The sequence below is a fragment of the Halobacillus campisalis genome (genome assembly GCF_030345335.1).
Classification (GTDB): domain Bacteria; phylum Bacillota; class Bacilli; order Bacillales; family Halobacillaceae; genus Halobacillus_A; species Halobacillus_A campisalis.
Window position 1 is genome coordinate 472,992 of the sequence record NZ_JAPVRC010000001.1, and the last position, 20,638, is coordinate 493,629.

Annotated in this window: 17 protein-coding genes and 1 pseudogene; 2 read left to right on the forward strand and 16 right to left on the reverse strand. The window is 42.9% G+C overall.

Features of this window, described 5'->3' with window-relative positions; genetic code table 11:
- Positions 1-23: 23 nt before the first annotated feature.
- From O2Q26_RS02360 to O2Q26_RS02380, 5 genes are all read right to left on the reverse strand, one after another.
- Positions 24-1,268, reverse strand: a complete 1,245-nt coding sequence (locus tag O2Q26_RS02360; protein ID WP_289214397.1) for a DNA polymerase IV — start codon at positions 1,266-1,268, stop codon at positions 24-26.
- 972 nt (positions 1,269-2,240) lie between these two features.
- Positions 2,241-3,368: a M20/M25/M40 family metallo-hydrolase gene (locus tag O2Q26_RS02365; protein ID WP_289214398.1), complete on the reverse strand. Its 1,128-nt coding sequence runs from the start codon at positions 3,366-3,368 to the stop codon at positions 2,241-2,243.
- Positions 3,369-3,437: 69 nt separating this feature from the next.
- A complete protein-coding gene (locus O2Q26_RS02370; RefSeq protein ID WP_289214399.1) occupies positions 3,438-4,985 on the reverse strand; it encodes an acyl-CoA carboxylase subunit beta in 1,548 nt (515 codons plus the stop codon).
- Positions 4,986-4,989: 4 nt separating this feature from the next.
- A complete protein-coding gene (mce, locus tag O2Q26_RS02375; RefSeq protein ID WP_289214400.1) occupies positions 4,990-5,802 on the reverse strand; it encodes a methylmalonyl-CoA epimerase in 813 nt (270 codons plus the stop codon).
- A 16-nt stretch (positions 5,803-5,818) separates the two neighbouring features.
- Positions 5,819-7,462 carry an acyl-CoA mutase large subunit family protein gene (locus tag O2Q26_RS02380; protein WP_289214401.1) on the reverse strand — a complete coding sequence of 548 codons (1,644 nt, stop codon included), beginning with the start codon at positions 7,460-7,462 and terminating at the stop codon, positions 5,819-5,821.
- Positions 7,463-7,637: 175 nt separating this feature from the next.
- Between O2Q26_RS02380 and prli42 the strand changes: the two genes are divergently transcribed.
- Positions 7,638-7,769, forward strand: coding sequence for a stressosome-associated protein Prli42 (gene prli42 / locus O2Q26_RS02385; protein ID WP_289214402.1), 132 nt, complete (start codon positions 7,638-7,640; stop codon positions 7,767-7,769).
- A gap of 69 nt (positions 7,770-7,838) precedes the next feature.
- Here prli42 and O2Q26_RS02390 read toward each other — a convergent pair.
- The 11 genes and pseudogenes from O2Q26_RS02390 to O2Q26_RS02440 all read right to left on the reverse strand — a co-directional run.
- Positions 7,839-8,219: pseudogene (locus O2Q26_RS02390) on the reverse strand (L,D-transpeptidase); the annotation flags it as partial.
- A 186-nt stretch (positions 8,220-8,405) separates the two neighbouring features.
- Positions 8,406-9,356: an aromatic acid exporter family protein gene (locus O2Q26_RS02395; protein WP_289214403.1), complete on the reverse strand. Its 951-nt coding sequence runs from the start codon at positions 9,354-9,356 to the stop codon at positions 8,406-8,408.
- 80 nt (positions 9,357-9,436) lie between these two features.
- Positions 9,437-9,868, reverse strand: coding sequence for a BrxA/BrxB family bacilliredoxin (locus O2Q26_RS02400; RefSeq protein WP_253936929.1), 432 nt, complete (start codon positions 9,866-9,868; stop codon positions 9,437-9,439).
- Positions 9,869-9,995: 127 nt separating this feature from the next.
- Complete coding sequence (locus O2Q26_RS02405) at positions 9,996-11,282, reverse strand: dihydrolipoamide acetyltransferase family protein (protein ID WP_289214404.1); 1,287 nt, start codon at positions 11,280-11,282, stop codon at positions 9,996-9,998.
- Between the two features lie 304 nt (positions 11,283-11,586).
- Positions 11,587-12,570, reverse strand: coding sequence for an alpha-ketoacid dehydrogenase subunit beta (locus tag O2Q26_RS02410; protein WP_289214405.1), 984 nt, complete (start codon positions 12,568-12,570; stop codon positions 11,587-11,589).
- Positions 12,571-12,585: 15 nt separating this feature from the next.
- Positions 12,586-13,578, reverse strand: coding sequence for a thiamine pyrophosphate-dependent dehydrogenase E1 component subunit alpha (locus tag O2Q26_RS02415; protein ID WP_289214406.1), 993 nt, complete (start codon positions 13,576-13,578; stop codon positions 12,586-12,588).
- A gap of 20 nt (positions 13,579-13,598) precedes the next feature.
- The gene (gene lpdA / locus O2Q26_RS02420; protein ID WP_289214407.1) at positions 13,599-15,020 is read right to left on the reverse strand and encodes a dihydrolipoyl dehydrogenase; all 1,422 of its coding nucleotides are present in this window, start codon (positions 15,018-15,020) and stop codon (positions 13,599-13,601) included.
- Between the two features lie 18 nt (positions 15,021-15,038).
- A complete protein-coding gene (gene buk / locus O2Q26_RS02425; protein WP_289214408.1) occupies positions 15,039-16,130 on the reverse strand; it encodes a butyrate kinase in 1,092 nt (363 codons plus the stop codon).
- A gap of 14 nt (positions 16,131-16,144) precedes the next feature.
- Positions 16,145-17,239 (reverse strand): branched-chain amino acid dehydrogenase, encoded by a 1,095-nt coding sequence (gene bcd, locus O2Q26_RS02430; RefSeq protein WP_289214409.1) that lies wholly within the window; start codon positions 17,237-17,239, stop codon positions 16,145-16,147.
- Positions 17,240-17,251: 12 nt separating this feature from the next.
- Complete coding sequence (yqiS, locus tag O2Q26_RS02435) at positions 17,252-18,154, reverse strand: phosphate butyryltransferase (RefSeq protein ID WP_289214410.1); 903 nt, start codon at positions 18,152-18,154, stop codon at positions 17,252-17,254.
- Between the two features lie 30 nt (positions 18,155-18,184).
- Positions 18,185-20,299 (reverse strand): sigma 54-interacting transcriptional regulator, encoded by a 2,115-nt coding sequence (locus O2Q26_RS02440; RefSeq protein WP_289214411.1) that lies wholly within the window; start codon positions 20,297-20,299, stop codon positions 18,185-18,187.
- Between the two features lie 101 nt (positions 20,300-20,400).
- Here O2Q26_RS02440 and O2Q26_RS02445 point away from each other — a divergent pair, with 101 nt between their 5' ends.
- A complete protein-coding gene (locus O2Q26_RS02445; RefSeq protein ID WP_253936970.1) occupies positions 20,401-20,634 on the forward strand; it encodes a DUF2627 domain-containing protein in 234 nt (77 codons plus the stop codon).
- The last annotated feature ends 4 nt before the right edge of the window (positions 20,635-20,638 follow it).

The window sequence follows — 20,638 nt, forward strand, 5'->3', positions numbered from 1 at the left end:
ATCGATAGCTGATACAGACGGCTTCATTTTTTATAATCGTCTAGAAAATCTTTTTGGAAACTTGTAGTAATTGTAGGATCAGTTGGATTTTTCAGATGCTGGAATGTACCTTTTCCATACTTTTCGGTCAAAGTTTCCATCACTTTATAGAGCTTCTCTTTGCTGGCGTGCTGTTCATAGCTGAAAAGGTCAAGCTGCTGAGTCATTTCATTTTTTTCCACCAAGTCCTGAGCCGTTACCCCAAGCAGTCTGATAGGAGATTGATTCCAATGCTCATCAAACAGCTGAACCGCTGCATAAAACAACTGATCGCTCGTCGAAATGTAATCCTGAAGCTGTCTGCTTCTAGTAATCGTTTTCCGGTCATGGTAGCGAATAGTAATTTGTATATTTCTGGCCAGAACTGTTTTATTTTTCATCCGCGCTTCAACTTTATTCGTTAACCGACGGAATACTTGACGTATTTCTAGATCTTCAGTCGTATCCTGAGCGAGAGTCGTCGAAGTACCGATACTCTTGAACTCGTGGACAGCTTCAGGATCTACGGGCCGATCGTCAATCCCGGTCGCTCTTTTTTGCAGACGTTCTCCATTTATACCGAGAAGATTTTTTAATTCTAGCGGTGAATGACGGGCTAAATCACCAATCGTGTTCACATGAATCTTACGAAGTTTTTCAGCCGTTTTTTCCCCCACCCCATACATTTCTTCTATTGGCAGTACCCACAACTGCTTTTCCAGGTCTCTTTTACGTAAAATCGTTATTCCCATCGGTTTTTTCATATCAGAAGCCATTTTAGCTAAAAACTTATTGGGAGCGATCCCGATACTGCAAGGAAGATCCAACTCTTGAAAAATTCTGTTTTGAATCCTCTCTGCTATTTCAGGCGGTGACCCCTGGTCCTGACAATCGGTAATATCCATATAACCTTCATCGATAGATACTGGCTGTACCATATCCGTCACGTCAGCAAGTATTTTAAACATTTCCTTCGACGCTGTTCGATACCTATCGAAAGTCGGTCTCATGACTATAAGATTAGGACATAGCCTTTTTGCTTCACCAACAGGCATTGTCGTTTTCACACCGTATTTCCTTGCTTCATAGCTGCTAGTCACAACGATTCCCCGTCGTTCTTCAGGATTTCCTGCAATCGCTAACGGTTTTCCCTTCAGAGAGGGGTCGAAAGCCATTTCTACTGAAGCATAAAAACTATTCATATCTACATGAAAAATGACTCGGCCATTTTTCGGGTACCATTTCGACATGGCCATCCTTCCTTTATTCGAACGTTCGTTCTTACATTGTATCATACTTCAAGTCATTTGAATCCGATGACATCCCTCCCCAAAAACGTAAGAGCTGTCAACAAAAGTCCATTAATTAACTTCGTAGTAAATATAACTTTAAACATGGCTATGTTAAAGGTGGTCGTTGATATTGATAAGTGAGTTATTCAACAATATGGCAGGATAGTGGAAGACTTGATTTCGAGACATTGGGTTAGTGGGTCAGGCCGGCGGGGAATGGCTCGCTTTCCGTGGGAGCGCGGTGAGCTTCCTCGGACGTCCCGTCCTGTGGGATCTCACCCAGCACTCTCTTCCCACAGGAGTCTTCACCATTCCCCGCCGCCCCTTACTATATATGCGCTTCTCGAAATCCACATAATAAGCTTTATCAGCTCACTCCAGTCCAAACTCTGCTGAACGTAACGCTATCGCTTGTAAAATGGAGCGTCACAGTTTCCCACCTCCCCATAGGAAGTTAGTGAGAAAAAGAACCACGTTCACTCATAAGAAGCGTCTTTCATCTCTGTCCTTTGAGAATAGAGAGCTCTATAGCAAGGTTTTTTCAACATGAGCACTTGCTATGAGAATCAGTTTGCTTTTTCATGAAGTGGTTTCGAGATACTTATATGGCAGAGGGGCGGAGGGAAACGGTGAGACTCCTGGGGGAGGAGCGGAACAGGTGAGACCTCGGAGAGCAAAGCTCGAGGAGGCTCAGCGCCCGCCCCCCGGAAAGCGATCCGTTTCCCTTAGCCCCTAAATTCTCTTTATGTCTCGAAACTGAGTCTTCAACATAAGGGAGCTTATTTAAATATCAATAAGGAACTTTAAATTAGCCTTCAACATAAAAGTCGCTCCTCTCGTTATTTTGTTAGAGGCTAAGCTTAACAAAAAACAAGAAGAGCGATTCTTAGAGTGAATGTTCAACTGTATTTAGAGGATGTCCTTAACCTTTTAACGTTCAGCCGCTTCCACTATGATAGCAGTCACAAATTCAGCAACTTTTTCAAGTTCCTCGACTGGAATCCGTTCATTCGTCGTATGAATTTCCTCATAGCCTACAGATAAATTCACGGTAGGAATATCGAACCCAGCAATGATATTGGCGTCACTTCCGCCGCCACTCGTAAGCAATTCGCTTTCTCGCCCGATTTTAGTTGCGGCAGCTTTTGCTACTTCCACGACCTGATCGCCAGCTTCATGCTTGAATCCAGGGTACATAACTTCGATTTTCAATTCCACTTCTCCGCCCATTTCTTCGGCTGTTTCGGTAAAGGCTTGTTTCATTCTTTCAACTTGAGCTTCCATTTTTTCAGGTACAAGTGAACGAGCTTCCGCTAAAACCTCTACATGATCGCAAACGATGTTCGTTTGTCTGCCTCCTTCAAAACGTCCAATATTAGCAGTGGTTTCTTCATCTATACGGCCTAAAGGCATTTTAGCAATCGCTTTCGAAGCTAAGGTGATAGCAGAAACCCCTTTTTCTGGAGCTACACCTGCGTGAGCTGTTTTTCCTTTGATGATGGCATTGATTTTTGCCTGGGTAGGGGCAGCTACGATAATATTTCCTACTTTACCATCACTGTCGATCGCATACCCATATTTAGCCTTTAAGTGTTCACTATCGAGCGCTTTAGCTCCGACAAGCCCGCTTTCCTCACCGACCGTTATGATAAACTGTAAATCTCCATGCTCAACACTTTGTTCCTGCAGACTGCGGATCGCCTCTAAAATCGCCGCAATGCCGGCTTTATCATCAGCGCCTAAAATAGTCGACCCATCAGTGATGACATATCCATCTTTGACTGAAGGCTTTACTCCATTCCCCGGGATAACGGTATCCATGTGAGAAGTGAAATAAATCGTATCTGCCTCATCTTTTGTCCCTTTTAAGTTGCAGATCAGGTTTCCTGCACCATGCCCCGTTTTTGATTTCGCATCATCTTCAATGACCTCAAGACCAAGGGATTTGAACTTCTTTGTTAATATTTTTGCAATTTTTGCTTCGTCTTTTGTTTCAGAATCCACTTTGACTAATTCAATGAATTCGTCTAATAATCTTTTTTTATTGATCGCTACCATGTGGAAAATCCCCTTTCTATGTATACATGTTCCACTTAGTACGTTAGCGGAACACGCTTACCGTGTCAATTATAGCGGGATGTTGCCATGTTTTTTATATGGTCTGTCTTCGTATTTATTCTCCAGCATATCCAACGCTTTTATTAGAGTAGACCGAGTTTCTCTCGGATCAATCACATCATCCACCATTCCAAGGCCGGCAGCTACATACGGATTGGCAAACTTCTCACGATATTCGTTGATCTTACTTTGCCTCGTCTCTTCAGGAGTGCTGCTTTCTTTGATTTCTTTAGCAAAAATGATGTTGGCTGCCCCTTCAGGCCCCATTACCGCAATTTCCGCATTGGGCCAAGCATAGACAAGATCCGCTCCTATTGATTTACTATTCAAAGCTACGTACGCTCCTCCATAAGCTTTCCTTGTAATCACGGTAAGTTTAGGAACTGTCGCTTCAGAATAAGCGTATAAAATTTTTGCTCCGTGTCTTATGATTCCCCCATGCTCTTGTTTAATCCCAGGAAAAAAACCAGTTACATCTTCAAAAGTAATCAATGGGATGTTGAAAGAATCACAGAACCTGATGAACCTTGCCGCTTTATCGCTTGAATCAATATCCAATCCTCCAGCCATGTATTTCGGCTGATTGCAAATTAATCCTACCGTGCGTCCCTTAAGCCTCGCAAATCCCACTACTATATTTTTAGCAAAATCTTTGTGAATTTCGAAAAATGAATCAGCATCCGCTACTTCATCAATGATCGCTCGTACGTCATACGGACGAATGGGATCAAAAGGAATTTTATCCGTTAGATCAGGACGGTAATCATCCTCCTCCGCCACTTCGAGGCGAGGAGGCTTTTCTTTGCTGTTCGCCGGCAAGTATGTGACCAAATCTCTTACTGCATCGAGAGCAGTCGCTTCATCCTCCGTTTTAATATGAGCATTGCCGCTTAATGTATTGTGGACATGTGCTCCCCCAAGGTCTTCAGAACTGATCTTTTCACCAGTGACGGTCTCAATAACTTTTGGTCCTGTGATGAACATCTGCGAGGTTTTTTCAACCATAATGACAAAGTCAGTAATTGCAGGAGAGTATACGGCCCCACCTGCACAAGGCCCCATAATTACACTAATTTGAGGAATGACGCCGGAATATATCGAATTCCGATAGAAGACTTGACCATATCCATCAAGTGAAGAAACTCCTTCTTGAATCCTCGCCCCTCCCGAATCATTCAACCCTATGAATGGTGTACCATTTTTAACAGCTAAATCCATGACTGCAGCTATTTTTTTAGCGTGCATTTCTCCAAGTGCTCCTCCAAACACTGTAAAGTCCTGAGCGAATAAATAAATGGGACGTCCTTCAATTTTGCCGAAACCCGTAACGACTCCTTCTCCGGGAGCATCTTTGCCGTTCATACCAAAATCGTCATGGCGGTGTTCTATAAATGGATTTATCTCCATAAAGGTGTTTTCATCAACTAAATAATCAATACGTTCCCTGGCCGTCCATTTTCCTTTTTCATGCTGCTTATCAATACGTTCATCGCCGCCGCCAAGCTGTACCTTTCTCCGCTTATCATACAATTCACTGATTTTATCATAAATATCCATGCTTTTAATCCTCCTTCTTCGGTTGACATAGTTCATACATGACGCCTGAGGCAGCCTTTGGATGTATGAATGCAATTTGACTGTCGTGTGCTCCCTGTTTAGGCTCATTATGAATCAGGGAAATTCCTTCTTCTCGATATTGATGTAACCGCTTACTTATATCATCCACCTCGAGAGCGATATGATGAATACCTTCTCCTCTTTTATCGATGAACTTTTTTATCGGTGAATCTTCCATCGTGGGCTCAAGCAATTCGAGTCTCGTATCTCCAATCGGGAAGAACGCTACGCGCACCATTTCCGAATCGACTTCCTCCACCGCTTCAAGTTGTAATCCTAATGTATCCTGATAAAAAGGAAGAGCCATTTCAAGACTTTCCACCGCAATCCCTATATGAGCGATTTTCTTCGGAGCTGTTCTTATTTCATGATTCATCATTTGTTTGATATAAACCGCGATAGCATCTGTTGGTGAACCGCTAGTGAATATTTTCGTTACTCCTTTTTCTTCTAAATAAGGAATGTCTTCAGGCGGGATCACTCCTCCTCCGATCACAGGAATATCTGAAGCATTCTCAGCAGCAAGCGCCTCCACTACTTTCGGAAATAGCGACTTATGGGCGCCTGATAAAGAGGATAACCCAACTACATCTACGTCTTCCTGGACCGCCGCCCTTGCTATTTGAACTGCCGATTGTCTAAGCCCGGTATAAATAACTTCCATCCCATGGTCCCTTAAGGCTTGAGCAATGATAAGGGCCCCTCTGTCGTGTCCATCAAGACCCGGCTTAGCTATAAGTACACGTATTGGTTTCATGTCGTCAACACCCTTCCTACATCCCCGCATATTCTCCAAATTCTTCTCTAAGTACGTTAGCAATTTCGCCAACAGTGGCATATGCCTTCACAGCATCCACAATGTGAGGCATAACGTTATTATTTTCAACGGCTGCCTGCCTTAACCTTTTCAAACATTTATCTGCCTCGTTTTGATCACGAGACTTTCTTACCTTTTGAGTACGTTCAACTTGATTCGCTTCTAACTGCTCATCTACACGCAGTAAATCCGGGTGTATTTCTTCATCCAGCTTATAATCGTTCAATCCAACAACGATATCTTCATTGGATTCTATTCTTTTTTGCGCGTCGTAAGCCGCTTGATGGATTTCACGCTGCATGTAGCCATCCTCAACAGCTTGAACGGCGCCGCCCATTTTTTTAATTCTTTCCAGATATTCGTTCACTTCGTTCTCTATCCCATCAGTAAGAGCCTCCACATAATATGAGCCTCCTAAAGGATCAACCGTGTCAGCTACACCGCTCTCTTGAGCAATGATTTGCTGAGTTCTTAAGGCAATCCGTGCTGAATCTTCAGTAGGAAGAGCTAATGCCTCGTCTCTCGAATTCGTATGAAGACTTTGGGTTCCACCCATGACGGCTGCTAATGCCTGCAGCGTGACTCGAACGATATTATTATCCGGCTGCTGCGCCGTCAGTGTACTGCCGCCCGTTTGTGTGTGGAACCTCATTTTCCAGCTTTTTGGATTTTCCGCCTGATATTGATCTTTCATAATTTTCGCCCATATGCGTCGAGCAGCCCGAAACTTGGCAGCCTCTTCAAAAAATTGATTATGAGCGTTGAAAAAGAAAGCAAGTCTAGGAGCAAATTGATCCACTTCGAGTCCCGCTTCAATGGCAGCATCCACGTAAGCTATTCCGTTTGCAATCGTGAATGCGACCTCCTGGACAGCCGTAGAGCCAGCTTCCCTGATATGATAACCGGATATACTGATCGTATTGAATTTAGGAAGATTCTCCTGACAATAGGCAAAAATATCGGTGATCAGTCTCATCGACGGTTTTGGCGGATAAATATATGTACCTCGAGCAATATACTCTTTTAAAATATCATTTTGTATCGTTCCTGTAAGTTGTTCGGGTTTCACCCCTTGCTTTTCTCCAACTGCAATATACATAGCGAGAAGAATCGAAGCTGGAGCATTGATTGTCATAGAAGTACTGACTTCATTCAGTGGAATACGATCGAACAATACTTCCATATCCTCTAAAGTATCGATCGCTACTCCAACTTTACCGACTTCACCCTCAGCCATCGGGTCATCAGAGTCGTAACCAATTTGCGTCGGCAAATCAAAGGCGACAGATAACCCAGTCTGCCCTTGCTTCAATAAATAGCGAAACCTTTCATTCGTTTCTCCCGCTGAACCAAAACCGGCATATTGACGCATCGTCCAGTAGCGGCTCCTGTACATCGTCGGCTGGATTCCGCGAGTATAAGGGAACTGGCCAGGGTATCCTAAATCCTTCTCGTAAGAACGAGATTGGTCTGGTGTGTATAGTCCTTGAACGGTTAAGTCTGAACTTGTGTTAAAGCGTTCTTTACGCTCAGGAAATCTTTGTTTTATTTTATCTACTTCACTTTTCCACTTCTCATTACCTGATTGGTTGTCGGTCATAATGTCAACCCCCTAAGAAAATACATCTCATATCTAGCATACCAGAAATAAAACGCTTACGTTTCTAAAAATTAGTATAATTTATAATACTATTTTAATTTATTTTCCTCCCTTGTCCAAATCAAAGATATCATTTAAAATGTTTTTAGTAGTATACGAAGGAGGTTCAAACACCTTGACTAATCAAAATCAACCTGTGAAAAAGAAAAAGTCGAAGCGCGAGAAGCGTACGAAATTTGTAATCTATTTGATGATCGTTTCCATGGTTCTATCCACTCTTCTAGCTGGAGCTAGTTTCTTTTTATAATATGCGGTGAAACTAAAAAGAAAGTAAGCGGACATTCGCTTACTTTCTTTTTTTCTCTAACATCTTTTTTTATCCATTCACATTGAAAAATTCTTTCCATTGCTTCTTTTCCCACTCTTCATATATTTTTTCATACTCTGAGTCATCACTTGTAATGATAATATCAGATTCCTCTTCTACTAAATTATAAAGCTTTTCTACTTGTTCGTTTTCCATTCTTATGCAGCCCGCAGAGACAGCTTTACCGATTGAAGAAGGTTTATTTGTTCCGTGCACTCCGTAGATCCTTCCGTCGGTACCTTCAGCATCAAATCCGATCCACCGGCTTCCTAGAGGGTTATCAGGGTCTCCCCCTGGTATATCACCTTTCCTATAATAAGGTTCGACTGCTTTGACTTTAACGGTGAATTCTCCTTCTGGGGTCAATTCTTTCGTTTTACCTGTCGCTACCTCAGATTGAAAAACTTATTCACCATTTTGATAAACCACTAATTCATGAGTCGACTTATTTACTATCATCAAAGTTTCTCCTGTCACTACCGGAGAAATGAAAAAGTACGCTAACATTATTATTATTGAACTAAAGAGAGGCATAGAGTTCATCCTTTTTTCAAAGTATGCCTCTATGCCTCTCACTTATACATCACTCTTCTTAAATGACCGTTTAAATATCAGATACTGTTCAATTTCATTAAGTAGATGAAACAAACTTGCACGGCTTTCAAATTCTTCTCTTGTGGCAGGCAGATCAGCTTCCCGAAATTCATCACGCATTTCTTTCAATTTTTTTAAATAAAGAACGGCTGTATTCCCAGGGTGTATACCTTCAGACAATTCGTCGAAAAACTCGGAGATTTTCAAGGCATGCTCGGTAGTCCCGCCTATTCCCGTCACAAGAGGCAGCATTCTCTCTAATAGCTCGAACTGCTTCGTTCTCATATGAAAATAATGATAATAATGGTTATGTGTCCGTAATAAATGATTTTCCACGTCGCGGAATGATAACGATTTTGCTTCTTCTAATATAACCGCGGTTTCTGTTAGCTCTTTCCCTGTCCACCCGTCATTTCCATCACGTAAGAAGTGAGCTATTTCTTTAATAATTATGGAAAAGTTGTCCTCGATTTGCTTCTGATATTCCTCGAGCTTATTTTCAAGGCTCGGCATATAGAGGTTTAAAATCAATGCTGTTCCAATACCCACCGTGATGAGCAGAATTTCATTGAAAACAAGATCCCACTCTATAGAACCGGACACGTATAGATGCAGAATGATGACCGAACTTGTTACAATACCGGGGCTAATGTTCAGTTTTACCGTGGTCGGAATAAAAGCAAACATCATGAGTCCGATCGCTACAGGGTTGTACCCAAAGAGTTCAAAAAATGCATAGGAAAACACAATAGCGATCATACATGCTGCGAATCGGTGCCAGGCGGACAAGAATGATCGTTTTCTTGTAATTTGAATACATAGGATCGTCAAAATTCCAGCAGATGCGAAATTTTCTAACCCCAGCAATGTTGCTATCCAAATAGCTAATGGCGTACCAATAGCTGTCTTTATCGTACGATAACCAATTTTCAAAGGATTCTTCACCTCAATCGAACCTATTCTACGTAAAAGGGGATCTTTGTAAACAACAAAGATCCCCGTTCTTTATCTTTTTAAACCTCTTCACAATATTCTTCAAAATTACGCTGTAATTTACTGATTACTTCCATTGGATCGAATCCTTCAATATCATGACGCTCGACCATGGATTGTATCTTACCATCCTTTAAAAGCGCGAATGATGGTGAGGAAGGCGGATAACCTTCAAAGTATTCACGGGCACGTTCCGTTGCTTCCCGGTCCTGACCGGCAAATACAGTCACTAATTGATCCGGCCTTTTATCATAGTGAATCGCATGGGAAGCGGCAGGTCTTGCAATTCCTCCTGCACAACCGCACACAGAATTGATCATAACAAGAGTTGTTCCCTTTTGGTTGAGGGCTTCATCCACTTGTTCAGGTGTTGTTAATTCTGTATATCCAGCTTGTTTTATTTCATCACGAGCTTGAGTGACGACGTCATTCATATAAATATTGAAATCCATATATCATGGCCCCTTTTCTATTAAGTACTATCCACAGTTTACCAAGATTTTATAATGCTTTCAATTATGAGCAAGGAGCTCAGTATATATAATACTAAAGACCCCGGCTGCCTGCCGGGGCCCTGCTTTAATAGACTGAAGTATGATCTTTTGACATTTTTTCTAAAATTTCTTTTACTCTGGCTAAGAAGTTCCCCGCCACAAGTCCATCAAGCACACGGTGATCAAGAGAAAGACATAAATTTACCATGTCACGGGGTCCGAACATTCCATCTTGAAATACAGGCTTCTTCACGATAGATTCAACTTGTAAGATAGCTGCTTGCGGATGGTTGATGACGCCCATCGATTGGACAGAACCAAACGAGCCGGTATTGTTAACGGTAAACGTACCCCCTTCCATATCTTTTGAAGTGAGTTTGCCTTTTCTTGCTTTTGCCGCTAGATCAGTAATATCCCGAGCGATCCCCTTGATGCTTTTCTCGTCTGCGTCCCTGATTACAGGTACAAAAAGCTCATCGTCTTTGGCAACCGCGATATTGAGATGAATGGCTTTACGCTGAATGATTTTATCCCCTGCCCACGTGCTGTTAAGCTGAGGGAAATCTTTCAATGCTTGAGCTACTGCTTTAACGAAAAATGCGAAATACGTTAAGCTGTACCCTTCTTTTTCTTTAAACTCAGTTTTCAATGAATTACGAAGTTCTACCAGGTTGGTGACGTCTACTTCCACCATCATCCACGCATGTGGAATTTCCGTAGTCGACTTCACCATATTCTGAGCGATTGCCTTACGTACACCAGTGACAGGAATTTCGATATCCCCTTCCTCTGTTTTAACCCCTGAGGAAGACTGGGATTTCGCAGGTGCTTCAGATTCTTTTTGGTCTGGGCTTTCTTGTTTAACCGTCGGCTTTTCGCCAGATTGTATGATTTTCTCAAGGTCTTTTCGCGTAATCCGTCCGCCTCGACCAGTCCCATCTACTGCGTTCAAATCAATGTCATTTTCTTGAGCAAGAGCCATTACTGCTGGTGAAAAGCGTTTCTTATCTCCAGTGTCTTTACTTGCCGTTTGCTCTTTAGCAGAGGGTTGTTCTTTTTCAGCAGACTTTTCAGCAGGTTTATCAGAAGCCTTTTGTTCTGCTGGTTCCTCACTGTCCTCTGAACCTGCTCCTTCTACTTCGATGTAACACATCAATTCGCCGACGGCAATCGTATCGTCTTCGCTTGCAACAAGCTCTTTGATTGTTCCTGTAAAGGAAGAAGGCACTTCGGCATTCACTTTATCAGTCATCACTTCTGCGATTGGATCGTATTTGTTCACGCTATCGCCGGGTTTTACGAGCCAGGAACTGATCGTTCCTTCCGTTACGCTTTCACCGAGCTGAGGCATGTTTATTTTTTCTACTCCCATCAATACTCCTCCTTTTCCATTTGGCTCTATCAAATTTCCGACTTGACATTCATATAAGCTCCCATGAATCTTAGAAAGTTTCCGTGGCTAAGAGTAGAGCTTGAAGGTCCGGGAAATCACTTACATTCCGCGGGCGTAAAGTGAGCTTCCCATAAGAGTCTCGCAAATTCCCCTCTTGCCGTTAATGAGGATATCGGAAACACCTGAGGCAATGCTTCACGTGATAAAAAAGCCAGACCCTTACATCAGGATGCTTTCTTTAGTAAGACTCACTCAACAATGCCGGGAGTTCGTTAGCTTTTAATTAAAATTCTGCAAGATCCCTCATTGCTTTTTCTACCTTATCAGGATTCATCATGAAATATTTCTCCATTGTCGGAGCATAAGGCATAGATGGGATGTCTGGTCCCGCTAGTCGTTTGACAGGGGCATCAAGATCAAACAAACAATTTTCGCTGATGATGGCCGACACTTCCGAAATGATTCCGCCTTCTTTATTGTCTTCTGTTACAAGAAGTACTTTACCAGTTTTTGATGCCGCTTCGATGATCGCTTCTTTGTCCAATGGATAAACAGTACGAAGATCTAGGATATGCGCGTCAATCCCATCTTCAGCAAGCTTTTCAGCTGCCTGCAAGGCAAAATGAACACATAACCCATAAGTAATGACTGTAATATCAGAACCCTCGCGCTTTACATCTGCTTTTCCTATTGGCAGCGTATAATCATCTTCAGGGACCTCACCTTTGATCAAACGATACGCACGTTTATGTTCAAAGAACAGCACTGGATCATTATCACGTATGGAAGCTTTAAGTAAACCTTTCACATCGTATGGTGTGGAAGGCATGACGATCTTTAAACCAGGCTGGTTGGCGAAGATCGCTTCTACAGATTGCGAGTGATAAAGCGCACCATGAACACCGCCACCATAAGGGGCACGTATTGTCATAGGTACAGACCAATCATTATTGGAGCGATACCGTGTTTTTGCGGCTTCAGAAATAATTTGGTTGATGGCTGGCATAATAAAGTCAGCGAATTGCATTTCTGCCACTGGACGCATTCCGTACATCGCTGCTCCGATTCCTACTCCGGCAATAGCGGATTCTGCTAAAGGTGTGTCAAGCACACGGTCTTCGCCGAATTCTTCATAAAGACCATCCGTCGCACGAAAAACTCCTCCGCGCTTCCCGACATCCTCTCCGAGGACAAACACTTTCTCATCACGCCGCATTTCTTCTTTCAGAGCTTGAGTGACGGCTTGAATATAAGATAAAACTGCCATTGTTCTTCCCCCTCCTTACTCTTCATAGACATAGTTCAATGCAGATTCAGCTTCGGCGTAGGCAGCATTTTCAGCATAATCCGTCGCTTCATTGACTAAGATATCCAGCTCTTCGTTTAATGCTTTTTCTTTTTCTTCTGTTAAGATGTTTTGATCACGTAAGTATTTAGCAAAAGTGAAAATTGAATCTTTCTTTTTCGCTTCGTCTACTTCGTCTCTCTCCCGGTAAGTACGGTCATCGTCATCACTTGAGTGAGGAGTCAATCGGTAGGAAACCGCTTCTATAAGAGAAGGTCCCTCGCCTCTTCGTCCTCGATCTGCTGCTTCTTTAACTACTTCATAAACAGCTAATGGATCATTCCCATCGACAGTATATCCCGGCATTCCATAACCGATCGCTCGATCAGAAACTTTTTCGCATGCTAGTTGCTTGGAAACAGGAATTGAAATGGCGTATTTATTATTTTCAACCATGAAGATAACTGGGAGTTTATGAACACCTGCAAAGTTTGCGCCTTCATGAAAATCACCCTGGTTCGAAGACCCTTCGCCAAAGGTAACCAATGAAACAAAGTCTTTTTTCTCCATTTTACCTGCTAATGCTATTCCCACCGCGTGAGGAACTTGAGTAGTTACCGGAGATGAACCAGTCACGATTCGATTCTTCTTTTGTCCAAAGTGGCCGGGCATCTGACGCCCCCCGGAATTAGGATCTTCTGCTTTTGCAAACCCTGAGAGCATCAAGTCCTTAGCCGTCATTCCAAAAGCTAAAACGACCCCCATATCCCGGTAGTATGGCAAAGCATAATCTTTGTCACGATCCAACGCATAGGAAGCACCCACCTGGGCTCCTTCCTGACCTTGGCAGGAAATGACGAACGGGATTTTCCCTGCTCTGTTCAATAACCACATTCGTTCATCAATCTTTCTTGCCAGCAGCATCGTACGAAACATATCTAATACTTCATCATCAAGTAAACCAAGTGATTTATGGCGATTCTCAGCCATGCGGATTCCTCCTTTAATGTTTATCCGTGTATTTGATTCCCATCAACTGCCATAGCTGCTTCTCCTATAGCTTCTGAAAGCGTAGGATGAGGGTGAATCGTCTCAGCGATTTCCCACGGAGTAGCATCTAGAACTTTAGCGAGCCCCGCCTCGGAAATCATGTCAGTTACGTGAGGGCCTATCATGTGGACTCCAAGGAGATCATCGTTTTTTTGATCAGCAATGATTTTAACAAAACCTTCCGTTTCCCCAAAAACAAGAGCCTTCCCTATAGCCTTAAATGGAAATTTACCGACTTTGACTTCATATCCCTTTTCTTCGGCTTGCTGCTCGGTAAGACCTACGCTGGCAACTTCAGGACTTGAATAAATACAAGTTGGTACCTGGTCATAATTCATAATATGAGGAAGTTTATCTGCCATATGCTCGACAGCAGTCATTCCTTCATGCGAGGCCACATGTGCAAGCTGCATACCGCCAATTACATCCCCGATAGCGTAGATGTGGGTTTCTTTTGTCTGGTAATACTTATTCGTCTTGATCACGCCTTTTTCGACTTCAATATCTGTATTTTCCAACCCGATATTATCGATGTTAGCCGAACGCCCTACGGAGACGAGCATACGATCCGCTTCATAAGTAACTGTTTCTCCACCTACATCAGCCTGTATAGAAACGTGCGTTTCTTTTTGTAAAGAATCTGTCATAACTTTAGCATTCGTTACGATTTCAATTCCTTTATTCTTCAATTGCTTGAGCATTTCTTTAGAAATCTCATGATCTTCCGTCGGTAAAATGTGAGGCAAGTATTCAAGCACTGTAACTTTCACGCCAAAGTCAGCAAGCATAGAAGCCCATTCGATTCCAATTACTCCACCGCCTATAATGATGATCGACTCAGGAAGTTCTTCCATGTGAAGAGCCTCATCTGAAGTCATCACGAGTTCACCATCCACTTCTAATCCCGGCAGCGATTTAGGACTGGATCCTGTCGCTATCAGAACGTTCTTAGGAACAATCATCTCGTTTTCTTCCCCATTGTTCATTTCTACTGAAATCGTACCAGCTGTAGGAGAAAAAATGGAAGGTCCAAGAATACGTCCAAATCCTTCGAAAACGTCAATCTTTCCCTTTTTCATCAATCCTTGTACACCTTTGTGCAAAGTGTTTACAATCGATTGCTTACGCTCCTGTACTTTTGCAAAATCTAAAACTGGCTCTGAAGTCGAGATTCCGAATTGACCAGCTTCTTTCGTTTGCCGAAAAACTTCAGCGCTTCTTAGAAGGGCTTTAGAAGGGATACACCCCCGATGAAGACAGGTCCCTCCCATTTCTCTTTTTTCAACGATTGCAACCTTCAGTCCCAATTTGGAAGCACGGATCGCGGCTACATATCCGCCGGTTCCTCCACCAAGTACGACTAAATCATATTCTTCAGCCATCAGCTAGATAGCTCCTTTCTATTCTGCAAAATTAGGGTAATGTTTCGGCATTTCCTCTTTGTTCAATACTCGCAATGTGCCTTCATTCAAAGCTTCCAGCTCATTTTCACCAGGATATACGAGAACATCCGCAATCCAGCTTACGCGCTCAGAAATTTTATTTATGAAGTCTTTGCCATAAGCCAGCCCGCCCGTTAGAGCTATTGCGTCAACTTTGCCTTCAAGAGCTGCGCTCATACTGCCTATTTCTTTCGCGATTTGGTAAGCCATAGCCTCGTAAACGAGCTTTGCTTTATCGTCGCCATGTTCAATCATCTTTTCTACTTCTAATGCATCATTCGTATCAAGGTATGCCATCAAGCCCCCTTGTCCTACAAGCTTCTTCATCATTTCATCCCGGTAGTATTGCCCTGAATAACACATAGAAATCAAATCTCCAGCTGGTACGGTTCCTGCTCGTTCGGGTGAAAAAGGACCATCCCCGTGCAACCCATTATTGACGTCGATAACTCTTCCGCCTGCATGCGCTCCAATGGTAATTCCACCGCCCATATGCGTTACAATCAAACGAGATTCCTTATAGGATTGGTTTAAATCTAATGATGCACGACGTGCGACTGCTTTCTGATTCAAGGCATGGAAAATACTCTTTCTCGGAATTTCAGGTACTCCTGAAACTCTCGCCAAGTCTTGCAGTTCATCAACGACAACGGGATCGACAATATAGGCATTAATATTAAGACCGCGTGCTATTTCATTGGCTATGATTCCTCCAAGGTTTGAAGCATGTTCGCCATTATAACCAGTTCTCAAGTCTTCGAGCATGGCATCATTGACCTCGTATGTACCGCCCTCAATCGGACGCAGCAAACCCCCGCGCCCGCAGACGGCACTCAACTTATTGATGTTAATTCCCTCTTCATCGAGAATTCGCAGTATGACTTGCTTTCGAAATTCATACTGATCAATGATTTCTTGAAATTCGTTGATTTCTTCGGTTGTATGTCTGATCGTTTTTTCGAAAACGACCTGATCATTATCGAACACACCAATCTTTGTTGATGTTGATCCAGGATTTATGACTAATATTCGATGTGTCTGCACTATCATTGACCTCCGATAACCTATCTTCTGCTCAAAATATGATGACCATTTTGTAAAAATTGACTGCGTGACTTTCGCATTTGTTCAATACGTTCCTCAGCCATGCGATCAGCCGCTTTGTAAGTCGGTATATTGTCACGACGAGAAATATCGAACACTCGTGACACATTATCATAGATCGTTTCAACCCGCTTCATAGCACGCTCTTCATTGTATCCGTGAAGTTCATCAGCAACGTTGATAACGCCCCCGGCGTTGATAACATAATCAGGCGTATAGACGACACCTTTTTCGTGAAGAATGTCTCCATGTTTCGTCTCACTAAGCTGATTATTAGCAGCGCCCGCAATGACTTTAGCCTTTAACAAAGGGAGAGTCTTATCGTTCAGTGTAGCACCTAACGCACAAGGTGCATAAATGTCACAATCTACGCCATAAATTTCGTCGGTTCCTACGGCTTTAGCTCCGAATTCTTCTACAGCTCTTTGCACTGCTTCCTTATTGATATCGGTGACAATCAAGTGCGCGCCTTCTTCATGCAAATGGCGGCATAGGTTGAAAGCTACATTTCCGACACCCTGGACTGCAACAGTAAGGCCTTCTAATGAGTCACTGCCAAATCCTTCTTTAGCCGCTGCTTTCATCCCACGATAGACACCATAAGCTGTAACAGGGGAAGGATTACCCGATGAACCGAAGGCAGGAGAGATTCCCGTCACATAATCCGTTTCCTCATGAATAAGATCCATGTCCTGAACGGTAGTACCTACATCCTCTGCGGTAATATAACGGCCATTTAACCCTTGAATATATCGACCGAAGGCACGGAACATCTCTTCATTCTTATCCTCTTTCGGATTTCCGATGATAACCGTTTTGCCTCCTCCTAAATTCAGGCCAGCCGCCGCATTTTTGTATGTCATACCTTTGGCCAGGCGAAGGGCGTCTTCAATCGCTGCTTCTTCTGACTCATACGTCCACATTCTAGTACCCCCGAGGGCAGGTCCCAAAGTTGTATCGTGGATGGCAATGATAGCTTTCAATCCTGAAGCCTCGTCATGACACATCACTAATTGCTCGTAATCGTATTTGCTCATATACTTGAATATTTCCATTAAAAATTCCTCCTAGTTTGTACTGGAACGTAACGCTAAGGCTAATGAATATACTTTACTCTCTGCTGAATCGGACCTCGATGTTAAAACAATTGGAGCTTTAGCCCCGCTGATAATACCTGCTACTCTTGCGTCAGCAAAATACATGAAGGACTTGTAAAGAGCGTTAGCCACTTCTATCGTCGGTACTACTAAAATATCAGCAGCACCAGCCACTTCCGATTCGATGCCTTTTTGGACAGCCGCTTCTTTGCTCACTGCATTATCAAAAGCCAGCGGTCCATCTACGACACAATCTTTGATTTGCCCCCTGCGATTCATCTGGGTGAGAGCCGCGGCATCAATTGTCGCTTGCATGGATGGATTGACAACTTCTACAGCAGCCAGCATCGCTACTTTAGGACGTACCCACCCTGAGCGAATGGCGACATCTACGGCATTGTTAATGATCTGACTTTTCTCTTCCAGAGTCGGTGATATGTTCATCGCAGAATCGGTCAGAAAAATCATCCGTTCTTGATTAGGTACCTCAAATAAAGCAACATGAGAAAGAACTCTTCCAGTCCTTAGTCCATATTCTTTGTTCAATACTGCTTTAAGCAGCGCTTTTGTATCAATATGACCTTTCATCACCACGTGAGCCTTACCCTCACTTACTGCTTTCACAGCTTCATTTGCGGATTGATCTTCTGGGCAGTCAAGCAGTTCTACTTCAGAAGATTCGATATCAATACCTGATTCCACAGCCATATCCCGGATTTTGGTCTGATTTCCCGTTAGTAGAAAAGATGCAATACCCAAGTCCAAAGCTTGTTTTACTGCACGCAGCACTTCATAATCAGCTGCTTGGGCAATGACTATACGTTTAGATGGTTGTTGCTCCAAGTGGTGTATGAGTTCTTTTAATGCTTTCATGAGTTCACCTCTTTGATCCATTTTTGCATACTATGAAAATTCTTGCACACTATCTTTATCGAGCTGATATTTCTCCAGCTTATAATATAAATTACGAATTGATATTCCTAGCGCTTTCGCTGTTTTCGTTTTATTGAAATTGTGTGACCGGAAAGCGTCGGCGATAATATTCTTTTCATATTCATCCACCGCCTCTTGTAAGGATCCCCCGAGCCAGATCGTTTCTTCACCGTGGGCATCCGCAAAGCTAGTTTCTTTCCTTTTTAAGGAAGGAATATGATTTTTCGAAATGATTTCTTCATGGTGCTCCATAAATATCATAGCGCGACCTATTATGTTCTCGAGCTCACGCACATTTCCAGGCCAATCATATTCTCTGAGTTTCTGAAAAGCTTCCTCATCAATTGAACGGACTTTCCTGCCATAATCTTCGTTCAGCTTTTGTATGAGATGCTCAATCAGCTGAGGCAAGTCCCCTTTCCTTTCACGAAGAGGCGGAATGTAAATCGGAAGCCGATTCAGCCGATAATATAAATCTTCGCGGAACGTTTTTTTCATGATCGCTTTCTCCAGATTGATGTTCGTGGCAGCAATCACCCTTACATCTACTAGTATCGGTTTTGTGCCTCCGGTCCGAACAATTTCTTTCTCCTGCAGCACTCGAAGTAACTTTGCCTGCATAGCTAAAGGTAATTCTCCGATTTCATCAAGAAAGACGCTTCCATGATTTGCCTCTTCAAAGATACCTTTTTTTCCTCCTTGTTTGGCTCCAGGGAAGGACCCTTCCTCATAGCCGAACAATTCGCTCTCAAGCTGAGACTCCCCAATAGATGCACAATTGACTCGAATGAATTTATTATGCCTGCGATTGCTTTCGTTATGGATAGCATGGGCAAATAATTCTTTTCCAGTTCCAGACTCTCCTCTAAGCAGGACAGTTGCTGGTGTTTTTGCCCCGACACGAGCTTGCTCAAGTGCAAGAGTGAGTTCCTGGGATTCTCCAGTGATATCTGCGAACGTATATTTCGCTTCCAGACTTCGGATGATCTGACGTGCTCGTTTTAATTCGCTCGTCAATGACTGGATTTCTGTCACGTCATGTAGGACGCCGACACTGCCTTTCAACCTTCCATCGACAATGACGGGAGCTACATTAACTAATACTTCCTTTTTTGATGGTCCGACGCTCATACGGACTCCCCGCACAGGACGTCGAGTATTGAGAACTTTCATATGCATACTTTCGCCTTCCGAAATATCTACAGTAGCAGGTTGACCTATTACTTCTTTTTCGCTGAGACCTGTAATACGCGAGTATGCAGGATTAATCATTAAACCGTTTCCATTTTCATCTACTACTGAAATTGCTTCATCCGAAGATTGTATGATAGCTTCGAGCATTGTTTTGACTTCTTTTAAGTCTGTAATCTCTTCGGCGAGCTGTACTACTTCAGTGATATCCTTAAATACGGCATAAGCTCCAATAGGTTCTCCCTCAGAACCGATGAGAGGGATTCTAGTTGTAATGACTTTTTTGCCATTTTCTATTTTCAATTCTTTATTGATTTCTTTTGTCTTCGTTCTCAAAAGGTAAGGCAATCCTGACGACGGAATCACATGACGCACTGGCTGTCCGATTACTTCAGCACGCGTCTTTCCTAGTATTCTTTCTCCGCTTTTATTTAAAAATGTAACGATTTCATCTTGATCCATTACAATCATACCGTCATGGATACTGTTCAGGATTAAAGTCTGATTGTCAGTCTGTTGTTTGGCTTGTCTAATCAACGTCTCTTTTTCTTCCAGAAGCTCTGCTGTTATGTACGCGACCGCTCCAGGAATCACTACCGTTCGTGCAGGCCGCTCCGCTCTTATCTGTTCAAACACATCATCCCGTCCGGTAGCTTCGATAACTATGTCGATGTCATTATGTATAAACGCACGCCAATTACTTCCTGTAGAAATGCCTAAGGAAGCTGCTCTTTCAAGACCTGTCGCACTCGAATCGATGTCAGTCAAAGCTGCTACTTGAAGACTATCCGTTTCGTCAAGAAGCTTCAATAAAGCGGTGCCGCCCTTGCCTCCGCCTACAATCAATACTCGTTTCAAATTCATCACACCCTGCAATATTTTGCGCAATTTCATCGTACATTATCCTGCACATTTTGGCAAGCACAACCTTTATTTTCACACTGGCCTCAGTTTGGTATACTTATGGAGGATTGAATCGTAAAGGAGTACATAACATGCGTCTGATCGCTTTACTATTACTTGTAACCCCGGGCATAATTGCCGTGATTGGGATCAAACTTATAAGAGATGCTATATTTAATGTTTTTCATCCTGTTTTTTTACACATCGCTGTTCAAGGAATTTTTGGTGTCCTTTGCGTAGTTGGTGGTGTAGCATTCATTGGAGGATTCATTTTACACAGGGATCGGAAAAGAAATTTAACTAAAGGACGTTTTAAGAAGAAGTAGTGTA

What these genes read in the sequence shown, in the direction of transcription:
- O2Q26_RS02360 (WP_289214397.1), bottom strand. Translation starts at nt 1,268, where the DNA reads ATGTCGAAATGGTACCCGAAAAATGGCCGAGTCATTTTTCATGTAGAT.
- O2Q26_RS02365 (WP_289214398.1), bottom strand. Translation starts at nt 3,368, where the DNA reads ATGGTAGCGATCAATAAAAAAAGATTATTAGACGAATTCATTGAATTA.
- O2Q26_RS02370 (WP_289214399.1), bottom strand. Translation starts at nt 4,985, where the DNA reads ATGGATATTTATGATAAAATCAGTGAATTGTATGATAAGCGGAGAAAG.
- mce (WP_289214400.1), bottom strand. Translation starts at nt 5,802, where the DNA reads ATGAAACCAATACGTGTACTTATAGCTAAGCCGGGTCTTGATGGACAC.
- O2Q26_RS02380 (WP_289214401.1), bottom strand. Translation starts at nt 7,462, where the DNA reads ATGACCGACAACCAATCAGGTAATGAGAAGTGGAAAAGTGAAGTAGAT.
- O2Q26_RS02400 (WP_253936929.1), bottom strand. Translation starts at nt 9,868, where the DNA reads ATGGATTTCAATATTTATATGAATGACGTCGTCACTCAAGCTCGTGAT.
- O2Q26_RS02405 (WP_289214404.1), bottom strand. Translation starts at nt 11,282, where the DNA reads ATGGGAGTAGAAAAAATAAACATGCCTCAGCTCGGTGAAAGCGTAACG.
- O2Q26_RS02410 (WP_289214405.1), bottom strand. Translation starts at nt 12,570, where the DNA reads ATGGCAGTTTTATCTTATATTCAAGCCGTCACTCAAGCTCTGAAAGAA.
- O2Q26_RS02415 (WP_289214406.1), bottom strand. Translation starts at nt 13,578, where the DNA reads ATGGCTGAGAATCGCCATAAATCACTTGGTTTACTTGATGATGAAGTA.
- lpdA (WP_289214407.1), bottom strand. Translation starts at nt 15,020, where the DNA reads ATGGCTGAAGAATATGATTTAGTCGTACTTGGTGGAGGAACCGGCGGA.
- buk (WP_289214408.1), bottom strand. Translation starts at nt 16,130, where the DNA reads ATGATAGTGCAGACACATCGAATATTAGTCATAAATCCTGGATCAACA.
- bcd (WP_289214409.1), bottom strand. Translation starts at nt 17,239, where the DNA reads ATGGAAATATTCAAGTATATGAGCAAATACGATTACGAGCAATTAGTG.
- yqiS (WP_289214410.1), bottom strand. Translation starts at nt 18,154, where the DNA reads ATGAAAGCATTAAAAGAACTCATACACCACTTGGAGCAACAACCATCT.
- O2Q26_RS02440 (WP_289214411.1), bottom strand. Translation starts at nt 20,299, where the DNA reads ATGAAATTGCGCAAAATATTGCAGGGTGTGATGAATTTGAAACGAGTA.
- O2Q26_RS02445 (WP_253936970.1), top strand. Translation starts at nt 20,401, where the DNA reads ATGCGTCTGATCGCTTTACTATTACTTGTAACCCCGGGCATAATTGCC.